Raw genomic sequence first — 23637 nt, forward strand, 5'->3', positions numbered from 1 at the left:
CTTCCCGGGGTTGACCTTCTTTTTCGGTCAACCCGGCAGGTTAGCAAAATTACTTCTTACGCGCGTACTTCAGGGAGTCCAGCGCCACGGCGAAGATGATGATGCCGCCCTTGATAATGTACTGCCAGTAAGGGTTCACGCCGATATAGGTCAGACCGTAGTTGATGACGGTGAAGATAATCACCCCGGTCACCACGCCTGCCACCGTACCAACCCCACCGGCGAACGACACACCGCCGACGACACAGGCCGCAATCGCATCCAGCTCATACATAAAGCCAAGGTTGTTGGTAGCAGAACCGATGCGTCCGGCTTCCAGCATGCCGCCGAAGGCGTAGAACACGCCGGACAGGGCATAGACCAGAATCAGGTTCCACGGCACGTTAACGCCAGACACGCGCGCGGCTTCCGGGTTGCCGCCGATGGCAAAAATGTTCTTACCGAAGCGGGTTTTATTCCACAGGATCCACACCACAAAGATGGCGATAATCGCGTAAAAAGTAATGTACGACAGTTTGAAATCACCCAGACGCAGGAAGCCCTGAGCAAAGGTAGAAAACTTCTCATCGAAGCCTGCCACCGGGGAAGCCCCAACGAAGTCGTAATACAGTGAGTTAACGCCGTAAACGATGATCATGGTGCCCAGCGTGGTGATAAACGGCGTCACCTTCAGGTAGGCAATAATCACACCGTTGATCAAGCCAATCAGCGCACCGATGGCGCAGACAATGCCGATAACCACCGCAATGGGCAGCGTTTCCAGGTGTGGGAACACCTTGTTAGCATTATCCATCGCCTGCAACAGCGTCGCGGCGACCACCGCAGCCAGACCAACCTGACGTCCGGCTGACAGGTCGGTTCCCTGGGTGACAATCAGACCGGCAACGCCCAGGGCGATAATCACACGCACCGAGGATTGCGTCAGGATGTTACTCAGGTTCATTAAACTTAAGAACGTCGGATCCTGGATAATAATGATGGCCAGTAATACCATCAGCACCACATAAATCCCACCCTCTTTCAGCCAGGTGAGTGCACTTTTCTTATTCACTGCTTTCATAGTAACAGCCCTTACATCATTAAAGGTGCAACGATGCCAAACGCAATATTTCGTTTTGCGTGGTTGTCTTCGTTTCGACAATGCCTGCTACCAGGCCATTACTCATTACCAGAATACGATCGGTAACGCCCAATAACTCTGGCATTTCAGAAGAGATAATAATAATGCCCTTACCCTTCTTCGCCAGTTCTGAAATCAACTGATAGATTTCAAATTTCGCCCCAACGTCAATACCGCGCGTCGGTTCGTCGAGCATCAATATTTCTGGCTGAGTTAATAACCAGCGACCGATAATCACCTTCTGCTGGTTACCGCCGGATAAGGAACCAATCGACGTATGATGTCCCGGCGTTTTAACCCGCATAGAGTCAATTACCCACTGGGTATCACTCTTCATCCGGCTGTTATCCAGCAGGCCAATGCTGTTCTTATATTTACTGATATTGGAAATCAGTGAATTGAAACCAATATCCAGGTAGGCATAAATCCCGGTGGAACGACGCTCTTCCGTCACCAGCGCAAAACCGTGGTTTATTGCTTCATTAGCGCTGTGGTTATTAATCGCCTTGCCGTGCAGCTTAATGGTGCCGCCTGACTTTTCGCGAATACCAAATAAGGTTTCCACAATATCAGTACGCTTGGCACCGACCAGGCCTGCAATCCCGAGAATTTCACCCTTGCGAAGATCGAAGGAAATATCGCGGATAGAAGGCTGACGCAGGGAGGTGAGATTACGCACTTCCAGGATCGTCTCGCCCGGCACGTTGCTCTTATCCGGGAAGCGCTGGTTCAGCGAACGCCCTACCATCATGGCAATGATCTTGTCCATATCCAGCCCTTCCAGGGGCTGAGTGGCAATCCACTGACCGTCGCGCAGGATAGTAATTTCATCACACAGCTGGAAAATCTCTTCCATTTTATGCGAAATATAAATAATCCCGCAGCCGCGATCCTTCAGCTTACGAATAATCGTAAACAGATGGTTGACTTCTTTTTCTGTCAGGGAGGAAGTCGGCTCATCCATAATCACGATTTTTGCGTTATAAGAAAACGCTTTGGCAATTTCAATCATCTGCATTTGAGAAACAGACAGTGAAATCACTTTATCTCGTGGATCAATATCAATATCCAGCTCGTCGAAGATCGCTTTGGTATCGCGATACATTTTCTCCTGATCGACGAAAAAGCCTTTCTTCGGATAACGACCAAGCCACATGTTATCCATTACGGTACGTTGCAGAACCAGGTTTAATTCCTGATGCACCATCGACACGCCATTTTCCAGCGCCTCTTTAGAACTCTTGTAATTAACTTCCTCGCCCTGAAAAAGAATGCTCCCCGTATCTTTACTGTAAATGCCAAAAAGGCACTTTAAGAGTGTTGATTTTCCAGCACCATTCTCCCCCATCAGGGCGTGAATTGAATGTGGACGAACTTTTAAATTAACATTATCGAGCGCTTTAACCCCGGGGAATGACTTACTGACGTCGGTCATCTCCAGTAAAAATTCGCGCTGTGTTTGCACGTTATCGCTGCCCATATCTCTACCCGGCTGAGTGGTGTGGAGTCAGGTCACCCTGACTCAACACCTGAAAAAGGGTGCTGACAGTCAGCACCCGTATCAGGTTGTACTTATTTAGGCAGGTCTGCCAGATTGTCTTTATCTACCGGTACATAGGCAACACGGACAACTTTACCGTCCAGTTTATAGTCGGTGCCTTCGGTGGCAGGTTTGCCCGCCGCCAGGTTAATCGCCATGTCCAGCGTGGCTTTGGCCTGATTTTTCGCATCATTCAGCACGGTGCCGGCCATCGCGCCAGATTTCACCATCGCCAGCGCTTCTGGCAGGGCATCAACACCAAATACCGGTACCGAGGATTTGTTGTGGGCTTTCAGGGCTTCGACAGCGCCCATCGCCATCGCATCGTTGTTGGCGATAACGACTTCAATTTTGTTACCGTTTGGACCCGACAGCCAGGCGTCCATCTTATCTTTAGCCTGTGCGGTGTCCCACATCGCGGTATCCAGATGCAGCTGCTGCGTTTTGATACCGTCTTTGTTCAGCGTGTCGATCACGTATTTGGTACGGGCTTCTGCATCCGGGTGTCCTGGCTCGCCTTTCAGCAGCACGAACTGAATCTGACCATCTTTGTTCAGATCCCACGCGGCATTAGCTTTCCAGTGTTTCTCAATCAGCTCACCCTGCTTCACGCCAGACTCTTTCGAGTCGGTGCCGACATAGTAAGCTTTGTCGTAGCTGGCCAGGGCTTTTGCCGTTGGCTCTTTGTTGAAGAACACTACCGGGATATCGTTCGCTTTGGCTTTGCTGATAACGACGGCTGCCGCTGCCGGGTCAACCAGGTTAATAGCCAGGGCTTTCACACCTTTCGCGACCAGTACGTCAACCTGGTCGTTCTGAGTAGACTGGCTGTTCTGCGAGTCATTCATCAGCAACTGCACGCCCGGGTTATTCTTGGCTTCTTTCTCAATATCCTTGCGCACAACCGACATAAAGTTGTCGTCGTATTTATAAATGGTGACGCCGATACGGGTATCTGCTGCCTGAGCAGTTGCGCCAAACAGCATGGTGGCAACCAGGGCGCTGAGAGTGAAAACCTTCTTATTCATGGTATCTCCGGTTTTTATAGGGTAGTACTCAACGCCGCGTACCGGCAGATGACCGGGTACGGGGCGATCAGTTAGGTGACCGCGAGGCGTAAATGTTAATTTTACGATCTGCCTCACCGACAATGGCTCACGTTAAGCCCGACTTCCCTGTACGGAATGCTTCCTGAATGCTGTGTGTAAAACTGTTTCACAGGGGGGCAACGTCACCATCAGATGGGGCCTGGTTGCCGTTACATAATGTTTCAAACCCTGCAGGACGCTGTCATCATAGAGAAGACGTTGTTAATTAACTGTGAATTTACTCACAGATTGGAAACGGTTACATCTCAGATTCGCCTGAGTTAGTGACGGCCACCACATTTTGCCGGGTTGCTACCGAATGCCGCCGCACCAGGGTCGGCATAAAGCAGTGTCGGGCACTGCTGTCCAGCTCTCCCGCAGCCCCTTTCAGCGCCAGTTCGGTGGCCAGTTTTGCCATAGAAACAATCGGGTAGCGGACTGTGCTCAGCTGCGGGTCGGTATAACGCGAGATCGGTATATCGTCGAAGCCCACCACCGAAAGCTGCTGTGGCACGGCAATACCGTTATCTTTCAACGCGGCCAGCGCGCCTGCAGCCATACTGTCGTTATAGGCAAACACCGCCGTCAGATGCAGGTTACGGCCTAACAGCTCGACCATGGCCGCCTCACCGCCCTGCAGATCCGGCTCGCCTGACGCACACCAGCTCTCCACGGGGGTGACGCCCTGCTCGCTCAACGCCTGTGACCAGCCATCGCGCCGCTGGTCGTTATCTTCGATGGGGTGAACCGAGCCAAGATAGCCGATACGCTGATGCCCGTGCTGCTGCAGCATACGCATCGCCATCAGCGCCCCGCTCACGTTGTCAAGACAGACGCAACGGTGGGCGAAACCGGGGATAATACGGTTGACCAGCACCATGCCGGGTACCTGCTGCATCAGCGAGGCAAGCTCCTGATCGCCCAGGGCTTTTGCATGCACAATCAGGGCATTACAGCGTTGACGTATCAGCACCTCAATGGCGTGACGCTCTTTTTCAGCCTGATGATAGGAGTTATTGATTAACACATGTTTTTGCAGGCGCTGGGCCACGGTGTCTACCGCTTTCACCAGTGCGCCAAAGAAGGGATCGGACACGTCCATGACTACCACGCCGATGGTATCGCTGACCTGAGTGGCCAGTGCCTGAGCATTGGCATTGGGGCGGTAACCAAGGCGTGCAACCGTTTTCAGCACCGTTTCACGGGTGTCGCCGGTGACCGCCGCACTGTTATTCAGCACCCGGGAGACGGTGGCAACCGAAACACCCGCTTCACGGGCGACATCACGTATGGTAATCATAAGCAATCACCACAGAAGCATATTTTTTGCATAGCTCTTCCTGACCCAAACGCATTCTGGCGTCTATTCTGTCAGGCGGGAGCCCCATGCTACGTGAATTCCGTCACAGGCTTGAAAACGGTTACATACAATTTTTTAACCTTTGTGATGCATATCATCTTCCGCCGGGGGTTTCTGTTCCGCAGAGAGTCCGGCAGCGGTCAGACGCCGCCATAGCCACTCCACCGGCCCCTGCCGGAAAGTCCGTAACCAGTAGTGGGAAAACAACAGGTTAACGCCCCACACCAGCGGCACGATCAGCAATAACTGCAGGCGGTTGAAGTGGTTAAACAAGGCAAAGTGGTTAAACAGCGTGGTGCAGATCAGCGTCTGTAACAGATAATTGCTCAGCGCCATTCGGCCGACGGCACTGACCATCAGCGTCAGACGCCAGCGCTGCAGCTGTGGCCACCAGCCAAAGCAGAGCGCGGCATAGCCCAGCGACTGCAGGGGAGCACTGATTTCTCGCGGCACCTGCAGGAAGAACCCGGCCCAGCGGAAGTCCCATTTGACGTACCACTGTAACGCAATTGACGCGGCCTCAATCAGCATCCCGAAGATCACCAACCGTGCCCCGGTACGGCGGTAGTGTTGCAGACTCCAGCTGCCGCGCAGCCAGCCCGAACGCATTAATGCCGCCCCCAGCATCATCAGTCCGGCCAGCTGCCAGCCATACTGCGCTGCCAGTGCCATCAGCGATGAACCCAGCATATCCAGACGATTAGCCACCGCCTCCCAGCCGCCGTGCGTGCGCCAGAACGTTTCATACTGAACGTCGGCGGCTCCCGGCAGCCACGAGTTGTTGGGCGTGTGTCCGGAGGCCATGCCCAGCACCACCAGCACCCCACTGCCAATCAGATAGAGCATCACGCCGGTATTAAACAGCTGCCGCGTGCCGGGCACGTCGCGGATCATGCGCCAGGCAATCAGTCCGGTCAGGCCGTACGCCAGCAGAATATCCCCCTCCCAGAGCAGCAGCGCGTGCAAAAAGCCCAGGATCACCAGCCAGGAGAGGCGTGACTGTATCCAGCGCTTGCCGCGCGGCAGCAGCAGTTGCAGCCCGCCGCCAAAAAGAATGGCAAACAGCGTCAGGAATTTTGCCTGAGCGAAGAGATCCATTGCCGCCCATACGACGAAATCAGACAGCGAGGGCAACCCCTGCCAGGCAGGATTAAGATAGGCCGCTTTCGGCAGACCAAAGGCGGTAATGTTCAGCAGCAGAATGCCGAGAATGGCCAGCCCGCGAATAAAATCCAGAGGAAGAATACGGGACATAAAAGGTTCCCCACAACGACGCTGTGGCAAGAAGGCGGACCGAAAAAGAATCCGCCCCGACAGGGGATAAAGGCTGGCGCAGGCCGCCCCCGAGGGACCCGCCCGCGTCAGGCCCTGTTAACGATGGCGAACCGAGCGCAGAAATTCCTGGCGCGTATTCTGGCTGGACTTAAACAGCCCGCCGAGCGACGTTGTGGTGGTGGCGCTGGTCGCATCACGAATACCGCGGGCCTTCACGCAGTAGTGAACGGCATCGATGGAAACCGCGACGTTATTGGTGCCGAGCAGGGTCTGCAACGCCAGCAGGATCTGCTGAGTGAGACGCTCCTGCACCTGCGGGCGCGAAGAGAAGAACTGCACGATACGGTTAATTTTCGACAGGCCAATGACTTTATCTTTCGGAATATAGGCCACGGTCGCCCGGCCGTCGATAATCACAAAATGGTGTTCGCAGGTACTGGTCAGCGTGATATCCCGCACGGTGACCATCTCGTCCACTTTCATTTTATTTTCAATCAGCGTGATTTTCGGGAAGTTGGCATAATCCAGTCCGGAAAAGACCTCATTCACATACATTTTAGCAATACGCTGCGGCGTTTCCGCCAGGCTGTCGTCTTCCAGATCAAGATTGAGCAGCTGCATAATTTCGGTCATATGACCCGCGATCAGCTGCCTGCGAGTGTCATCGTCCATTTCACGTGCGGGTGCGCGCAGCGGGGTTTCCAGGCCACGGGCAACCAGTGCCTCATGAACCTGTGTGGCTTCCTGACTTAACGTCGCCATGTTTTTCTCTTCTCCGGCTGGTGTGACTGACCAGGTTAACGCAACCCGGTGGAATTTCTGAGGCGCTATTTTGGTACACATTTGGTGTCCGATCCAGTGAATCAGCGTATTTGTCACTGAAACCCTGTCACTCGGCCGCAGGCTCACGTCGCCACACCAGCGCACCCGCGACCAGCAGGGCGGCCCCCGCCACATACAGCGCCGGTTCCAGCCGGTGCGTCAGCAGAGTGGACAGCGCCGACAGCAGCGGCCCCACCAGTTGCCCTACCGCATAGCCAGTGGTCAGTAATCCGGCCAGATAGCGCGTATGCAGCGGGGCCAGTTCGCGGGCGTACTGCAGGGAAAGCTGCACCACGCAGAGGAACCCGCCGCCGACCAGTGCCGATCCCAGTGCCAGCCCACCCAGTCCGGGGATCATATCAGAGGCAAATACCCCGACCGCCTGCACCCACAGCACTAGCGCCAGACGACGGTGGCTGCTGCCGAGGTGGCGGGTCAGGATACCGATGACGATGCCCACCACCGCTGCCCCGCCAAACACCGGCCAGACAAACTGGCTAATCAGCCCGGGAAAGCGCGTGGTCGCCATTTGCGCCAGGAACGTCGCGGGCAGGATATAGCCAAACCCGGCCAGGCTGTAGCTCCACACCAGCCGCCGGAGGCCGGGGGTCAGACGCAGCGGTTCCGGGGCGGTTTCCGGGCGATGCAGCTGACCGGTACGCGGCAGTGTTCGCGCTATCAGCACCACCAGCACCAGTGCCAGAACGCCATAGGCGAGCCAGGCCCAGGCGGCGCTGACCTGATGGCTGTGCAGCCCCACCGCCAGCATCCCGCTGATGAAAATCCCGGTACCCGGGCCGGCAAACACCGCGGCACTCAATCCGGGGCGCTGGTAGCGATGCAGCTGTTCGTTACTCCACGCCGCAATCAGCACCATCGCCCAGCCGCTGGCCCAGCCCACCAGAAAGCGAACCAGCCCGTGCTGCCACGGGCCGGAGGCCCACGCAGACATCAGCGTCAGTATCACCGCCCCCCAGACGCCCGCCTGCAGACGCCACTCCACCCGCCGCGTCGCCCGCATCGCATCAAAGGATCCGCACAGGTAGCCGAGGTAGTTGAATGCGGCCACTACGGCAGCGCTGGTCAGCGACAGCTGATGTTCAGCTATCATTAACGGCACCTGCGGCGTAAAGGCAAAGCGCCCTATTCCCATGGCCACGACCAGCGTCAGAAAAGCGCACAAAGCAACACGAACCGCCATTTTTAACTCCTGCCCCATTTTAGTTGCCATCAGCATGCGTGATGGTTAGAATCACGAAAAGTGAATAATATTAACTAAGTTGCTTACGATAAGAGAATAAATGGATCTGACTCAGCTAAAAATGTTCTGCGCCGTTGCCGACAGCGGTTCGCTGGTGCGGGCTGCCGAGCAGCTGCACCGGGTGCCGTCAAACCTCACAACGCGCCTGCGTCAGCTCGAAGAAGAGCTGGGTACCGATCTGTTTATCCGCGAGAAGCAGCGTCTGCGGCTGTCACCGATGGGCCATAATTTTCTCTGCTATGCCCAGCGCATTCTTACGCTGAGTGAAGAGGCAATGAATATGGCGCACGGGGGGAAACCCGCAGGCAACTTTGCGCTGGGCTCAATGGAGAGCACCGCTGCAACACGGCTGCCGTCTCTGCTGGCGGAGTTTCACCAGCGCTACCCTGCCGTGAACCTGGCACTCAGCACCGGCACCTCCGCCGAATTGATGGAAAGAGTGCGCATCGGCACCCTGGCCGCTGCGCTCGCTGATGGCCCGGTTAACGGCGACGAACTGAACAGCTGCGTGGCGTTTCGGGAAGAGATGATACTGATCTCCAGCCTGGAGCATCCGCCGATTGTGACGCCAGGCGATGCCGCAGGCTGTACGCTGTTTGCCTTTCGTCCCGGCTGCTCCTACCGCCTGCGTTTTGAGAACTGGTTCCGTGCTGCGGGCGTCCAGCCGGGTAACGTGATGGAAATCCAGTCTTACCACGCCATGCTGGCCTGCGTCGCCAGCGGGGGCGGAGTGGCCTTACTGCCGGCGGCGCTGCTGGCGCAGATGCCCGGCCATGTTCGCGTGCGTCAGCATCCCCTGCCGCCCGACCTGCGCGATACCGAGACCCGACTGGTGTGGCGTCGCGATGCCTTCACACCGAATGTCGAGGCGCTGAAGTACCTGATTATTGAACAATTTGATGAGAAGTCCAGCGATTAACAGCTGTTTTCGTCAAGCCTGGTTACGCTTATTACACTATTCAAAATGACAGGAGCAACACATGCAGATGATTAAAACCCGTGCCGCCGTCGCCTGGGCCGCCGGTGAACCCCTAAAAATTGAAGAGCTGGACCTGATGCCTCCGCAGAAGGGAGAAGTGCTGGTCCGTATCGTGGCCACCGGCGTTTGCCACACCGATGCTTATACCCTTTCAGGTAAAGACCCCGAAGGTGTGTTCCCGGCGGTACTGGGCCATGAAGGCGGTGGTGTAGTAGAAGCCGTGGGCGAAGGCGTCACCAGCGTCGCCGTCGGAGACCATGTGATCCCGCTGTACACCCCGGAATGCGGCCAGTGTAAATTCTGTCTGTCCGGCAAAACAAACCTGTGCCAGGCCATTCGTTCTACCCAGGGAAAAGGCCTGATGCCGGACGGCACCACCCGTTTCTTCAAAGACGGCCAGCCGATTTTCCACTATATGGGCACATCAACGTTCTCTGAATACACCGTGATCCCGGAAATTTCGCTGGCAAAAATCAGCAAAGAAGCGCCGCTGGAAGAAGTCTGCCTGCTGGGCTGCGGTGTTACCACCGGCATGGGGGCAGTGACCAATACGGCGAAAGTAAAAGAAGGCGATACCGTGGCGATCTTCGGCCTGGGCGGTATTGGGCTGTCGGCGATCATTGGGGCAAAACTGGCGAAAGCGGGCCGTATCATCGGGATTGATATCAATACCAGCAAATACGACCTGGCCCGTAAGCTGGGCGCGACCGACCTGATCAACCCGAAAGATTATGATAAGCCGATTCAGGATGTGATCGTAGAGATGACCGACGGCGGCGTGGACTTCTCCTTCGAGTGCATCGGTAACGTGAACGTGATGCGTTCCGCGCTGGAATGCTGCCATAAAGGCTGGGGCGAATCCGTGATTATTGGCGTGGCCGGTGCCGGTGAAGAGATTGCCACCCGTCCGTTCCAGCTGGTCACCGGCCGCGTATGGCGGGGTTCCGCCTTCGGTGGCGTAAAAGGCCGCTCACAGCTGCCGGGTATTGTCGATCGCTATATGAACGGTGAGTTCCAGCTTAATGACTTTATTACCCACACCATGCCGCTGGAAGAGATTAACGAGGCGTTCGACCTGATGCACGAAGGGAAGTCGATCCGTTCCGTGGTGCATTTCGCAAAAAAATAAGAGAGGAAAGGATGCCATCAACTCTGGAACTGCTTGAAGAACATCGGCTGTTTGGCGGCTGGCAGCAGCGCTATCGCCATCAGTCTGCCAGCCTCAACTGCGCGATGACCTTCAGTATTTTTTTACCCGGGCCTAAGGGCAGCATGCCCCCTCCGGTGGTGTACTTCCTGGCAGGCCTGACCTGTAGTGACGAAAATTTCAGCGTCAAATCCGGTGCGCAGCGCGTCGCTGCCGAACTGGGGCTGGTGCTGGTGATGCCGGACACCAGCCCGCGCGGCGATGACGTGGCAAACGATGACGGCTATGACCTGGGTCAGGGAGCCGGATTCTACCTCAATGCCACCGAAGCGCCGTGGGCAGACCATTTTCGCATGTATGATTACATCAACAGCGAACTGCCCGCGCTGATCGCCGGTAATTTCAACGTCAGCGATCGTCAGGCAATCATGGGACACTCCATGGGCGGCCACGGGGCACTGATGATTGCCCTGCGCAACCCGGGAAAATTCAGTTCCGCCTCGGCATTCGCGCCGATCGTTAACCCGCTGGAAGTGGCCTGGGGACAGAAAGCTTTCCGCGCCTATCTGGGAGAGGATGTCAGCACGTGGAAGCAGTATGACAGCTGCTGGCTGATGCGTAACGGCGGCGCGGTGCTGCCGATGCTGGTCGATCAGGGTGACAGCGATCAGTTCCTGGCCGATCAGTTACGTCCGGAACGGCTGGAAACCCTCGCGGCAGAGCTGAATTACCCGTTAACCGTGCGTATTCAGCCCGGTTACGACCACAGCTACTTCTTTATCGCCAGCTTTGTGGAAGATCATCTGCGCTTCCACGCGCAGCACCTGCTGGTGTAAAAAAAGGCCGACCCAAAAAGGTCGGCCCTTACATCCGGCTATCTGCAGGAGCGACCTTCTGTTTCGGTCGCTCCTCTATCAAAATGCCGGTGCTTCCACCAGGCCGTCAATCAGTACCTGCGGTACGCCCTGCGAACAGCGCTCAATCCGCCCTTTCACCCCGTAGACCCGCGCCAGACTGTCCGGCGTAATCACCGCTTCCGGCAGACCGTCAGCAACCAGCTCCCCGTTTTGCAGCATCAGGACATGTTCACTGTGGCGCAGCGCGATATTGATATCATGCACGACGACTACCGTGACGATGTTGCGCAGGCGGGTCTCGCGGCGCACTAAATCCATCACGTGGAACTGGTAATTCAGATCCAGGGCGCTTAACGGTTCATCCAGCAGTAACAGCTCCGGGCGGCGGATCAGCGACTGTGCCAGACCGACCAGCTGCTTCTGCCCGCCGGAGAGCCGATCAAGATAGCTCAGGGCCAGATGCGCAATACCCAACTGTTCGAGCAGGGCCATCACTTCGGCTTCGCTGCTGGCATTGCTGCGCCCGCCGCTGGCCCGCTGTGCCACGATGATCGACTCCAGCACGTGCAGGTGCACCCCCGCAGGCAGCGACTGTGGCAGATACACCACGCGTGACGCGCGCCGGGCGAACGGCAGCGCCATCAGGTCTTCTCCGTTCAGCCACAGCTCGCCGCTGGCACGGTTAAGCCCGGCCATCGAACGCAGCAGCGTCGACTTCCCGCAGCCATTAGGCCCCAGCAGGACAGTGATTTTTCCCTGCGGCAGCAGCGGTACATTGAGATTGCTGATGACCTGACGTTTTGGATACCCGGCATGAAAGCCGCTTATTTTCAGCCCCTGCATCAGACACTCCCCCGATGGCGCAGAATAATACTCAGGAAGAACGGCACGCCCACCAGCGAGGTGACAATGCCGACGGGAATGATCACGCCCGGGATCAGATTCTTCGACACCACTGACGCCATCGACAGCACCAGCGCCCCGGTCAGTGCGCTGGCCGGCAGGTAGAAGCGGTGATCTTCACCAAAAATCATTCGCGCAATATGCGGTGCAACCAGGCCGATAAAGCCTATCGGGCCGACAAAAGCTACCGCCAGCGCAGAGATCACGCTGATGCGCAGCAGGGTCATCAGACGCAGACGACGCACGTCAATCCCAAAGCTGACCGCACGATCTTCGCCCAGACGCAGCGCGGTAAGCTTCCACGCGCTTAACATGGAGAACGGCACCAGAACCAGCAGGGCAACGCACAGCACGCCGAGTTTTTCCCACGAGGCGCGCGCCAGGCTGCCCATCGTCCAGAACACCAGGCCCTGCAGGGTATCTTCACTGGCAATAAACTGCATCATGGAAACCAGCGCATTGAAGGTGAAGACCAGCGCGATACCAAACAGCACCACCCCGGAGGTGGACACCTGGGTCCAGCGCGTGACCGCATCCAGCATCAGAGCGGCAATCAGCGCAAAAACAAAGGCGTTGGCCGAGATAAACCACTGGTCGGGAATGCCGGGAATACCGATACCCAGCACGATCGCCAGCGCCGCGCCAAAGGCGGCCGCAGAGGAAACACCCAGCGTAAACGGACTGGCAAGGGGGTTATTGAGGATGGTCTGCATCTCAGCGCCGGCCAGCCCCAGCCCCAGGCCGACAATCACCGCCATCAGCGCATAGGGTAGCCGGATGTCCCAGACAATAACCCGTGTGCCAGCATCCACCGACTCCGGCGACAGCAGGGTTTGCCACAGCACCGGTAACGACAGCCCTGACGGACCGAGGGTAAAGTCCAGCACCAGCGAGGCAATAATCGCTACCACCAGTACGGCCATAATCAACAGACGATGGCGCAGTAGCTGGTGATAACGGCCCATCACGCCCTCAGGCGCTGTCTTACCCGTATGCTGCACGGGTTCCTGGGTTAAGCTCATACTCAATACCTGTTCATTGTCATTAATGCCGCTTAAAATAAAGCAAATGATAATACTTATCAGTAATATTTTGAGTCTGTTTTCGTAACATAAAAAAAGGCGCGGGATACGCGCCTCTCTTTTACCCCGTTGAACGTTACTTATCGAACGTCGGGAACTCCATTTCGCTGTACTTCACAAAGCGCGTTTTACGCGTCAGTTTAAAGCCAAACCAGATGAGCAGGAACAGCGGAATACCGATGTAGGTCGCCGCCACGCCGCCCCAGTCAATGGTATCCGACAGGAATGCCTGATAGTTCTGGCCCAGCGTGATGATCAGGCAGAGCACGAAGGCAAAAATCGGCCCCAGCGGGAAGAAACCTGAACGGTACGGCAGGTCTGCCAGGTCGCGTCCCTGTGCCATATAACCTTTACGGAAGCGGTAATGGCTGATGGCAATGCCCAGCCAGGCGATAAAGCCGGTCATCCCGGAGGTATTCAGCAGCCAAAGATACACGGTCTGATTGCCGAACATCGAGGTCAGGAAGCACAGCCCGGCCACTACCGTGGTGGCATACAACGCGTTACGCGGCACTCCGCCCTTCGACAGTCTGGCGAAGATGCGCGGCGCTTTCCCTTCCGATGCCAGGGTATAAAGCATACGGGTTGAGGCGTACATACCGGAGTTCCCCGCTGACAGCACTGCTGTCAGGATCACGGCATTCATCACTGCCGCCGCCGACAGCAGACCGGCATGCTGGAATACCAGCGTGAACGGGCTGACGCTGATGTCTTTGACATCGTTGCGCAGCAGGCTGGGGTCGGTATATGGGATGATCAGACTGATCACCAGGATGGCAAACACATAGAACAGCAGGATACGCCAGAATACCTGACGCACCGCACGCGGAATATTTTTCGCCGGATCTTCGGACTCACCGGCCGCAATACCAATCAGTTCGGTGCCCTGGAACGAGAAGCCGACGATCATCGCCACGCCAATCATTGCCGCAAAGCCTCCGGAGAAGGGGGCATCGCCGATTTCCCAGTTATGCCAGCCCGCACTTTCTGCACCGCGCATAATGCCGGCGATCATCGCGACGCCGACGATAATAAAGATGATCACGGTCGCGACTTTGATCAGGGAGAACCAGTATTCTGCCTCACCAAAGCCTTTTACCGAGATGTAGTTGAGCAGGAAGATCAGGCAGAGGAACAGCGCGCTCCAGATCCAGCCCGGGGTATCCGGGAACCACCAGGTCATCACCAACTGGGACGCCACCAGGTCAACGGCGATGGTCACCGCCCAGTTGTACCAGTAGTTCCAGCCCAGGGCGAAACCAAAGCCTTCTTCGACGTATTTCGCGCCGTAGGTAGAGAATGAGCCTGAAACAGGCATAAATGCCGCCAGTTCACCGAGGCTGGTCATCAGGAAGTACACCATCAGGCCGATCAGCATGTACGAGAGCAGTGCTCCGCCGGGGCCGGCCTGTGAAATGGTGGCACCAGAAGCGACAAATAAGCCGGTACCAATCGATCCGCCTATGGCGATCATCGTCAGGTGACGTGCTTTCAGAGCCCGTCTTAACCCAGGGGGTTGTGTTGTTTTTGTGTCATGATCCATGTTTAAACGCTGCGCCTTGCAAAAAATAAGGCGCGATTATAGCAACCTGCCCGGGGTCGTATAGCGATAACACCACGTTATAAGTTAGCTTCATAACTGGCGGGGAATTATTAGCGCGGCGTGGTGAGGCTGACGAAGCTGGAGCCCCCCAGTCGCCCGGGACATTCGGAAAAAGGCTCGCCCGTGCGGCCCCGGATTTATCCCTGCCTGGCGATCCTGCCTCTTTATTCCGTGCAGTAACTGAGGAAGCGACTTAACGCCTTAGAGAGGTGCTTCTGGCGGTGGTGAATCCGGTACAGTGTGCGCTTCAGCGCAGGGAGAGGGATCGCCACTTCGACCAGCGTGCCCATTTCCAGCTGTTCGGCAATCACTCGGCGGGACAGACAGCTGATCCCCATACCGTGTCGTACCGCGTTTTTAATCGCCTCTGAATTCCCGAGTTCCAGCGCCAGATCGAACTGCGGCAGATGTGAGATCAGCAGATAATCGACGATTTCACGGGTGCCCGAACCATGCTCACGCAGGATCCAGGGCGCGCCCGCCAGGCTCTGTAACGACACCGGTTTGCTGAGGATCTCTGCCCCCGGGGCGGCGAACACCACCAGTTCATCTTCCAGCCAGGGCTCGGTGACCAGATCGGCCCTGTGGCAGGGACCTTCAATCAGGCCGATGTCGACGCGAAAGTCGGCCACCGCCGTGATGACATCCTGACTGTTACCCACACTCAGTTCCAGCGGCAACTGCGGGTAATCACGGCGATAACGGGCAATCATGCCCGGCAGCAGGTAATTGCCGATGGTGCTGCTGGCAGAGATGCGCAGCGCGCCGTTGTCCTCACGGAACAGTTGTTCAATTTCCAGCGCCTGCTCAAGCAGCCCGACGGCCCGCGGATACAGCAGTCGCCCGTGCTCATTGATCACCAGACGCTTGCCTACCCGGTCAAATAACTGCACGCCAAGCTGACCTTCCAGATCGGCCAGTGCCGCGCTGACCGCTGACTGTGATAACGACAGTACCTGAGATGCCTGAGTGGTTGAACCGCTCTTTAGCACCTCTGTAAACACTTCCAGCTGTCGCAACGTTATATGCATGATCCTTCCTCAACCTGAACATTCTTCATGTGGCCCGTCATGATGCTACGCAGCGGCCTTCCCTTAACACTTATAGTTGTTAATTATAAAAATATAATCAATTTCACTTTTAAGCAAACTGCTTTCATCATATCCCTGTCATTTATGGAGGGAGAGATATGGCTGACATCGTGCTCAATAAACATCATCATCCGCTCACGCATTTCATTCCGGGGGTCGCGCTGGCCGCAGGGATTGCTGCACTGGCTATCTGGGCGGGGGGCATCCCTGAGATTGCGTCACTGGGGCTGGGGGCGCTCACCCTGGCCATCGTGGCAGGCATCATAGTGGGCAATACGCTGTATCCACGAATCTATCAGTATTGCGATGAGGGCATTATCTTTGCTAAACAGAAGCTGCTAAGGCTGGGCATTATTCTTTATGGCTTCCGTTTAACTTTTCAGCAGATTGCCGATGTGGGAGTGAGTGGGGTCATTATCGATGCCCTGACGCTCTGCTCAACGTTTATGCTGGCCTGCTGGCTTGGTCGCAAACTATTCGGGCTGGATCGTGATACCGCCTGGCTGATTGGCGCGGGCAGCAGTATCTGTGGTGCTGCCGCCGTGCTGGCGACCGAGCCGGTACTCAAGGCAGAAGCCTCGAAGGTAGCCGTGGCGATTGCCACCGTGGTGATCTTTGGTACCCTGGCAATATTTCTCTATCCCCTGCTCTACCCGCTGGCTGTTCACTGGTTCCCGTGGGTGACGGCGGAAAATTATGGTGTCTACACCGGTTCAACCATGCATGAAGTTGCCCAGGTGGTGGCCGCCGGGCATGCCATCAGCCCGGAGGCTGAGAATGCAGCGGTCATTGCAAAAATGCTGCGCGTAATGATGCTGGCTCCGTTTCTGGTGACCCTCGGCTGGTGGGTAAAACGCCGCCAGCCACTGGCAGACGGGCAGACGAAAAGCGCCCTTTCGTTCCCATGGTTTGCCCTGCTTTTCATTATCGTGGCACTGTTTAATTCCCTGCATCTGCTGCCTGCGCACGCGGTCAACATGATTAATCAACTGGATAACCTCCTACTGGCGATGGCAATGGCAGCGCTTGGCCTGACCACCCATTTCAGCCAGTTGAAGCGCGCGGGCCTGCGTCCAATCCTGCTGGGACTGATTCTGTTTATCTGGCTGATTGTCGGTGGCGGTGCGATCAACCTGCTGGTTGCGCATTTGATGGCATGATTTCCGTCCGTTTCCGGTTATGATGATCCGCCTGCCATTGAGCAGATCATCAACAGGAGAACGGCATGAAATATATCGGTGCCCACGTCAGCGCGGCTGGCGGTGTGGATCAGGCGGTACTACGCGCTGTAGAGCTGGAAGCCACGGCCTTCGCGCTCTTTACCAAAAACCAGCGCCAGTGGCGCGCGGCCCCGCTGACTGATGAAGTGATTTCGGCCTTTCGTACCGCCTGTGAAAAACATCACTTCAAACCGGAGCAGATCCTGCCTCACGACAGCTATCTGATTAACCTGGGTCATCCGGTTTCGGAAGCGCTGGAGAAGTCACGGGAAGCTTTCCATGATGAGGTGACGCGCTGCATGCAGCTGGGGCTGACTCTGCTTAACTTCCACCCTGGCAGCCATCTGCATCAGATCAGTGAAGAAGCGTGTCTGCAGCGCATCGCTGAGTCGATCAATATCGTGCTGGATAAAACCGAAGGCGTGACGGCGGTAATTGAAAATACCGCCGGCCAGGGCAGCAACCTCGGGTTCCGCTTTGAACATCTGGCGGCCATTATCGATGGCGTGGAAGATAAATCCCGCGTTGGGGTTTGCATTGATACCTGCCACGCCTTTGCCGGTGGTTACGATCTGCGTACCGATGAAGAGTGCGTGAAGACCTTCGCTGAATTTGAGCGTATTGTTGGCTTTCAGTACCTGCGCGGCATGCATCTGAACGATGCGAAAAGCGAGTTTAACAGCCGGGTCGATCGTCACCACAGCCTGGGTGAGGGCAATATCGGTAAAACCGTGTTCAGCTGGCTGATGAAGGATGCGCGTTTTGACGGTATCCCGATGATTCTGGAGACGGTCAATCCGGATATCTGGAAAGATGAGATTGCCTGGCTGAAGTCAGAGCAACAATCTGCCTGAATGAAGAAATGAAAAAGGGGCTGACCAGAGAAGAAGGTCAGCCCCTTTTTTGTTATCCCGTTGCCAGGATTAGACCTTAAGCGCTTCCGCTTCCGGGCGTTTCAACACCGCGTAAGACAGACCCGCCACCAGCGTACCGATAATAATCGCCGCCAGGTAACCCACGACTGGGGTGATTGCGCCAGGGATCAGCAGAACAAACAGACCGCCGTGAGGGGCCATCAGTTTGGCACCAATCGCCATCGACATCGCACCGGTCACTGCGCCGCCGATAATGCAGCAAGGCAGAACACGCATCGGATCGCGGGCCGCAAACGGGATAGCCCCTTCGGAGATAAAGCACAGGCCCAGTACCAGCGCCGCTTTGCCGCCTTCCTGCTGACCTTTGTTAAATTTCCGACGGGCAACCAGCGTTGCCAGACCCATTGCCAGCGGTGGCACCATGCCGGCCGCCATAATCGCTGCCATCGGGGCATAGGTTTGCGAACTGAGCAGCCCCACACCGAACGCATAGGCCACTTTGTTCACCGGGCCACCCATGTCGGTACACATCATGCCACCGAGGATCGCGCCCAGCACCACCGCGTTAGCCGTACCCATGTTTGCCAGCCAGGCCGTCAGACCCGACATGATACCCGCGACCGGCTTACCGACCACATAGATCATCAGCAGACCGGTAATCAGGCTCGCCACCAGCGGAATGATCAGAATCGGCTTCAGCGCCTCCATACTGGTCGGCAGTTTAACCTTCGAACTGAGGAATTTCGCCGCATAACCGGCAATAAAACCAGCGATAATACCGCCAAGGAAACCGGCATTGATACTGGTTGCCAGCATACCGCCAATCAGCCCCGGGGTCAGACCTGGACGGTCGGCAATGGAGAAGGCAATAAAGCCTGCCAGCACCGGTACCATCAGTGCAAACGCACTGCTGCCACCAATCTGCATCAGCGCAGCGGCCAGCGTACCCTGCTCTTTAAACGCGGTAATACCAAAGGCGAAGGAGAGTGCGATACTCAGACCACCGGCCACCACCATCGGCAGCATGTAAGACACGCCGGTCAACAGGTGACGATAAGCGCCTGCTTTCTCTTTTTTCTCATCCGGGGCGGAAGACTGACCGCCCTGAGGCTGGTAAACCCGGGCTTCTGCCACGGCTTTATCCAGTTCCTGAGCCGTTTTCTTCAGCGCCAGTCCGGTCGAGGTGCGGTACATCGGCTTGCCGGCAAATTTCGCCAGATCGACTTCAATGTCTGCGGCCACAATCACCAGATCGGCCGCCGCAACTTCTTCAGGGGTGATGGCATTGCCTGCACCCACTGAACCCCGGGTTTCCACCTTCACCCACCAGCCGCGTTTTTTCGCTTCGGTATCGATGGCCTCAGCAGCCATAAAGGTATGCGCCACGCCGGTTGGACAGGCGGTAATGGCCACAACGCGTTTAGGTCCGGTTGCGGCTGCCGGTGCCGCGACTGCCGGCTGGGCGGCGGCTGCCGGTGCCTGATAAGGACGGGCCTCCGTTTGCGCTTTTGCCAGCACCTCTGCCGGCTGACGCAGTAACTGCTCAATATCCGCCAGGTAAATGGCCTTGCCGTTCAGGTTGCTGTCAGCCGGAATGTTCTTGCCCGCGACAATAACCTGATCCGCTTCTGCCGGATTATCGGTCAGCGTCAGTCCTGCGCTTGCCGCAGCCGCAGTGGTTATATTTTTAGCCAGGTAGCCCGTTGCCAGCCCAAGAGAGGAATCGATTATCAGCAGCGTTTTCATTATGCGTCTCCTGCTGTTAGTTAATGAAAGGTTGTAGGTCGACACGCGCCATCATTGCGGCCAACTGGGTACGATCGGTAACACCCACATTGCTCTGGCTGACGGCCATGGCCGCAACAGCAGTTGCAAGGCGCAGCGTGTGCTCGCTGGATTCACGCATCAGCAGGCCGTAAATCAGCCCGCCGACCATCGAATCGCCAGCACCCACGGTGCTTACAACTTCACAGGCAGGTGGTTTTGCAATCCATTCGCCTGAAGCATTCACCCACAGCGCCCCTTCGGCACCAAGAGAGATCACCACGTGAGCGATACCCTGCTCACGCAGCGCATGTGCTGCTTCAATCACATCTTGTAATGTCGGTAATTTGCGGCCCGCCCAGATTTCCAGCTCACGGCGGTTAGGTTTCACCAGCCACGGCGCGGCCTTCAGGCCCGCGACCAGCGCCTCACGGCTGCTGTCGAAAATAATGCACGGACAGTGGGTACGCAGCTGCGTCATCCACTCGGTGAAGGCATCCGGATCCACGCCCGCCGGCAGACTGCCGCTGACGCAGACCATATCAAACTGGCCCAGCCAGGTCAGCGAGTCGGCGGTAAAGCGGTCCCAGTCCTGCGCGGTCACGTCAAAACCAGAGAAGTTAAGATCGGTCACATCGCCGTCTTTCTCGGTGAGTTTAACGTTGATACGGGTACGTCCCTCAACGACCTGGAAGCGGTTAGCAATGCCCAGTTCGCTGAACAGGTGCTGGAAGCCGTCCTGGTTCTCTTTGCCAAGGAAGCCACCGACGGTGACATCAATGCCCAGGTCTTTCAGTACCTTGGCAACGTTGATGCCTTTTCCCGCCGCGTGCAGCCCGGTGGTTTTCACCAGGTTAACTTCGCCGTGTTCAATTTCCGGGGTATACCCCACCAGGTCGTAAGCCGGATTCAGGGTAATGGTGGCGACACGTCTGCTCATGACGCACCCTCGCCCAGACCGGCAGCGATCGCTTCTCCAACGGCATCCAGCGCCGCACGGGCATCTTCACCGCTGGCGGTGAAGCGCAGACGATGGCCTTTTTTCACGCCCAGAGCGACCACTTTCATCAGGCTGCGACCGTTTGCCGGTTTTCCGCTGCCATCAAGGTTGGTGACGGTCACATCACAGTTAAACTGTTTAATCACGCTGACCAGCGCCGTACCCGGACGGGCATGTAAGCCATGTTCATTGCGGATAGTAAACTCTTCGGTCAGGACATCAGCCTGCTCGGAAACTTCACTGGTCAGCAGCGCCAGGATACCGGCTGCATCCGCACTCAGCAGGCGGTCGGCTTTCTGCTTAATCAGCAGATCGCTTAAATAGTTCAGCACGTGCAGCGGCTGATCGTCGGTAACAGACACGGTGATCAGCATGGACGCCGTTTCACCGTTAACACTGAATGGTGCCGCCGCACGGCTGATGGCCACCGCGCTGGCAAGGTTGCCGTTCGTGCTGTCACTGAGCCAGATACCCTGCCCGAGGTTCAGGGGTTTTCCGGCAATCACATCGCTGACAAATGACGCGTCTACCGCACCCGCCTGCTGCAGACGTCCGGCGTTCAGGGCCTGTAGCGTCATCAGGTCGCTGGCGGCGACGTCGGTGCTGATCAGCGAGGTATCAAATTTGAATTCTGCTGCCAGCTTTTCTCCCATCAGGATGCTGCGCAGGGTTTCAGCAGAGTCGGTGGTACGCAACTGCGCGGCCACGCTGTCATCGCTCAACACGTGCGTCAGCTGACGCAACAGCGCCAGATGCTCGTCTGACTTTGCTGCGATGCCGATCACCACATACGCGGTCTGATCTTCACCCCAGGCAATGCCCTGCGGGAACTGGAAGACCTGCACGCCGGTTTTTAACACCAGATCGCGGGTATCGGTAGTGCCGTGTGGAATGGCAATGCCATTGCCAAGGTAGGTGGAGGTCTGCTGCTCACGCGCGAGCATCCCGTCGACATAGCCTTCGCCAACGTTACCGGCGGCGGTGAGCGCGGCGGCCACCTGACGAATTGCATCGTGTTTGTCGCCAGCCTGGGCTCCAGGCTTGATGGCATTGAGTTCTAACTGGAACATGGTTCTCCTCGCTGCTGAATTTGAATCGTTTCAGCTAATTTGAGAAAAAAAGCGCCATCCCGGGACTAACAAGCTGACGAGACAACGCTGAAACGTTTCAATGAGTGTGGTGCCTTTCGTAGATTTGTTGCAAGTTTTACTGTGAACGGCGTAGCAGATTTTTGACGTCCCGCACATTTCATCCTTTCTTTTCAGAAAAAAGCGTGGTGGAAAGAGGAAAAGCTGACGGGGTGCTGACCGACGCTGTGCGGTGTAAAGGGTGCAAAAAGTGCGCAATCTAAGATTTGCTTCGTCTCCCTTTGAAAAAGCATTTCCGCTTTTTGCAATACGGCGTAAGATCTCGCCGTTTTTTCCTTCTTCAGGCCAATGAAAACATGTCACTTCCCGCTGCGCCCGCACGCACCCTGCCCGACAGCCAGTCACTGGCCTTTCTCATCGTGGCGTTTATTTCCGGGCTGGCGGGGGCGCTGCAAACCCCGACGCTCAGCCTGTTCCTGAGTACGGAAGTGCAGGTGCGCCCGTTTATGGTCGGCCTGTTCTTCACCCTCAGCGCCGTGATTGGCATCGTCGTCAGCCAGCTGCTGGCGCGCTACTCCGATCGCCGTGGTGACCGTAAAACGCTGATCCTCTACTGCTGCCTGCTGGGTGCCATGGCCTCTCTGCTTTTTGCCTGGAACCGCAACTATTTTATCCTGCTGTTCGTCGGCGTTCTGCTCTCCAGCTTTGGCAGTAGCGCCACATCGCAGATGTTTGCGCTGGCGCGTGAGCACTCCGATAAGACCGGGCGGGAGAATGTGATGTTCAGCTCGATAATGCGCGCCCAGATCTCGCTGGCGTGGATGGTCGGCCCACCGCTGGCCTTTGCCCTCGCGCTGGGCTACGGCTTTCGCACCATGTACCTTTGCGCCGCTATCGCCTTTGTGCTCTGTGCCGTTATCGTGCGTTATCTGCTGCCTTCGATGCGTAAAACCACGGTGATCCTGAGCCAGCCTTTACAGGCGCCGCGCCGTCACCGACGTGCCACGCTGATGCTGTTTATTGCCTGTACTCTGATGTGGTCAAGCAACGGCCTGTATCTGATCACGATGCCGCTGTATGTGGTGAATGAACTGCATCTGCCGGAAAAACTGGCGGGCCTGATGATGGGGTTAGCCGCCGGACTGGAGATCCCGGTGATGCTGCTGGCCGGTTATTTTGCCAGGCGCTGCGGTAAGCGGCGGTTAATGTGCGGCGCGGCTTTCTGCGGATTCCTGTTTTACAGCGGCACGCTGCTGTTCAATGGACAAACGGCAATGCTGCTGCTTCAGGGTCTGAATGCGATGTTTATCGGGGTAGTGGCGGCCATCGGCATGATCTATTTCCAGGATATGATGCCAGGTCAGGCCGGCGCTGCTACCACGCTGTTCACCAACTCAACCCGTATGGGGTGGATTGTTGGCGGTTCGCTGGCCGGGATGGTGGCAGAGGTATGGAGTTTCCATGCCGTTTTCTGGTTTGCCGTGGTGATGATGGCGGCGTCCCTGCTCTGTCTGTTACGGGTGCCGGAGCCGGAGGTGGCAGAAACGGCTACTGCCGCCTGA

General features: G+C 56.7%; 20 protein-coding genes. 6 read left to right on the top strand and 14 right to left on the bottom strand.

Annotation, left to right across the window (positions count from 1 at the left end; all coding sequences use genetic code 11):
• Window positions 1-49: 49 nt before the first annotated feature.
• From mglC to EPE01S_RS01950, 7 genes are all read right to left on the bottom strand, one after another.
• Window positions 50-1060 carry a galactose/methyl galactoside ABC transporter permease MglC gene (gene mglC / locus EPE01S_RS01920; RefSeq protein WP_062742873.1) on the bottom strand — a complete coding sequence of 337 codons (1011 nt, stop codon included), beginning with the start codon at window positions 1058-1060 and terminating at the stop codon, window positions 50-52.
• A gap of 19 nt (window positions 1061-1079) precedes the next feature.
• A complete protein-coding gene (gene mglA, locus EPE01S_RS01925) occupies window positions 1080-2600 on the bottom strand; it encodes a galactose/methyl galactoside ABC transporter ATP-binding protein MglA (protein WP_062742874.1) in 1521 nt (506 codons plus the stop codon).
• A 92-nt stretch (window positions 2601-2692) separates the two neighbouring features.
• Complete coding sequence (gene mglB, locus EPE01S_RS01930) at window positions 2693-3688, bottom strand: galactose/glucose ABC transporter substrate-binding protein MglB (protein WP_062742875.1); 996 nt, start codon at window positions 3686-3688, stop codon at window positions 2693-2695.
• Between the two features lie 319 nt (window positions 3689-4007).
• Window positions 4008-5048 (bottom strand): HTH-type transcriptional regulator GalS, encoded by a 1041-nt coding sequence (gene galS, locus EPE01S_RS01935; RefSeq protein WP_062743100.1) that lies wholly within the window; start codon window positions 5046-5048, stop codon window positions 4008-4010.
• A 135-nt stretch (window positions 5049-5183) separates the two neighbouring features.
• Window positions 5184-6362: a DUF418 domain-containing protein YeiB gene (gene yeiB / locus EPE01S_RS01940; RefSeq protein WP_062742876.1), complete on the bottom strand. Its 1179-nt coding sequence runs from the start codon at window positions 6360-6362 to the stop codon at window positions 5184-5186.
• 117 nt (window positions 6363-6479) lie between these two features.
• The gene (gene folE, locus EPE01S_RS01945) at window positions 6480-7145 is read right to left on the bottom strand and encodes a GTP cyclohydrolase I FolE (protein WP_062742877.1); all 666 of its coding nucleotides are present in this window, start codon (window positions 7143-7145) and stop codon (window positions 6480-6482) included.
• 127 nt (window positions 7146-7272) lie between these two features.
• Window positions 7273-8406, bottom strand: coding sequence for a YbfB/YjiJ family MFS transporter (locus tag EPE01S_RS01950; RefSeq protein ID WP_062742878.1), 1134 nt, complete (start codon window positions 8404-8406; stop codon window positions 7273-7275).
• Between the two features lie 100 nt (window positions 8407-8506).
• Between EPE01S_RS01950 and ptrR the strand changes: the two genes are divergently transcribed.
• The 3 genes from ptrR to fghA all read left to right on the top strand — a co-directional run bounded on the left by ptrR (window position 8507) and on the right by fghA (window position 11428).
• Complete coding sequence (gene ptrR / locus EPE01S_RS01955; RefSeq protein WP_062742879.1) at window positions 8507-9385, top strand: putrescine utilization regulator PtrR; 879 nt, start codon at window positions 8507-8509, stop codon at window positions 9383-9385.
• A gap of 61 nt (window positions 9386-9446) precedes the next feature.
• Window positions 9447-10574, top strand: a complete 1128-nt coding sequence (locus tag EPE01S_RS01960; RefSeq protein ID WP_062742880.1) for an S-(hydroxymethyl)glutathione dehydrogenase/class III alcohol dehydrogenase — start codon at window positions 9447-9449, stop codon at window positions 10572-10574.
• A gap of 11 nt (window positions 10575-10585) precedes the next feature.
• Window positions 10586-11428 carry an S-formylglutathione hydrolase gene (gene fghA / locus EPE01S_RS01965; protein ID WP_062742881.1) on the top strand — a complete coding sequence of 281 codons (843 nt, stop codon included), beginning with the start codon at window positions 10586-10588 and terminating at the stop codon, window positions 11426-11428.
• A gap of 78 nt (window positions 11429-11506) precedes the next feature.
• Here fghA and EPE01S_RS01970 read toward each other — a convergent pair whose 3' ends face one another.
• From EPE01S_RS01970 to yieE, 4 genes are all read right to left on the bottom strand, one after another.
• Window positions 11507-12292 (bottom strand): ABC transporter ATP-binding protein, encoded by a 786-nt coding sequence (locus EPE01S_RS01970; RefSeq protein WP_062742882.1) that lies wholly within the window; start codon window positions 12290-12292, stop codon window positions 11507-11509.
• Window positions 12292-13374, bottom strand: a complete 1083-nt coding sequence (locus EPE01S_RS01975) for a FecCD family ABC transporter permease (protein ID WP_062742883.1) — start codon at window positions 13372-13374, stop codon at window positions 12292-12294. Before EPE01S_RS01975 ends, EPE01S_RS01970 begins: the two co-directional genes overlap by 1 nt.
• A gap of 136 nt (window positions 13375-13510) precedes the next feature.
• Entirely contained in the window at window positions 13511-14977 is a 1467-nt protein-coding gene (locus EPE01S_RS01980; RefSeq protein ID WP_062742884.1) for an amino acid permease, read from the bottom strand.
• A gap of 224 nt (window positions 14978-15201) precedes the next feature.
• Entirely contained in the window at window positions 15202-16068 is an 867-nt protein-coding gene (yieE, locus tag EPE01S_RS01985; protein ID WP_062742885.1) for a DNA-binding transcriptional regulator YeiE, read from the bottom strand.
• 158 nt (window positions 16069-16226) lie between these two features.
• Between yieE and EPE01S_RS01990 the strand changes: the two genes are divergently transcribed.
• Window positions 16227-17288, top strand: coding sequence for a YeiH family putative sulfate export transporter (locus tag EPE01S_RS01990; protein ID WP_062742886.1), 1062 nt, complete (start codon window positions 16227-16229; stop codon window positions 17286-17288).
• Window positions 17289-17353: 65 nt separating this feature from the next.
• Window positions 17354-18202, top strand: a complete 849-nt coding sequence (gene nfo / locus EPE01S_RS01995; protein ID WP_062742887.1) for a deoxyribonuclease IV — start codon at window positions 17354-17356, stop codon at window positions 18200-18202.
• A 69-nt stretch (window positions 18203-18271) separates the two neighbouring features.
• Here the strand turns inward: nfo and fruA are convergent, their stop codons facing one another.
• The 3 genes from fruA to fruB are packed head-to-tail and all read right to left on the bottom strand — an operon-like array spanning window position 18272 to window position 22057.
• Window positions 18272-19969, bottom strand: a complete 1698-nt coding sequence (fruA, locus tag EPE01S_RS02000) for a PTS fructose transporter subunit IIBC (RefSeq protein ID WP_062742888.1) — start codon at window positions 19967-19969, stop codon at window positions 18272-18274.
• Between the two features lie 16 nt (window positions 19970-19985).
• Window positions 19986-20927 (bottom strand): 1-phosphofructokinase, encoded by a 942-nt coding sequence (gene fruK, locus EPE01S_RS02005; RefSeq protein ID WP_062742889.1) that lies wholly within the window; start codon window positions 20925-20927, stop codon window positions 19986-19988.
• Window positions 20924-22057, bottom strand: a complete 1134-nt coding sequence (gene fruB, locus EPE01S_RS02010) for a fused PTS fructose transporter subunit IIA/HPr protein (RefSeq protein WP_062742890.1) — start codon at window positions 22055-22057, stop codon at window positions 20924-20926. The genes fruK and fruB overlap by 4 nt, the downstream gene beginning before the upstream one ends.
• 374 nt (window positions 22058-22431) lie before the next feature.
• Here fruB and EPE01S_RS02015 point away from each other — a divergent pair, with 374 nt between their 5' ends.
• On the top strand, window positions 22432-23637 hold the full coding sequence (locus EPE01S_RS02015) for a sugar efflux transporter (protein ID WP_062742891.1): 1206 nt from the start codon (window positions 22432-22434) through the stop codon (window positions 23635-23637).

Source organism: Erwinia persicina NBRC 102418 (assembly GCF_001571305.1).
Classification (GTDB): domain Bacteria; phylum Pseudomonadota; class Gammaproteobacteria; order Enterobacterales; family Enterobacteriaceae; genus Erwinia; species Erwinia persicina.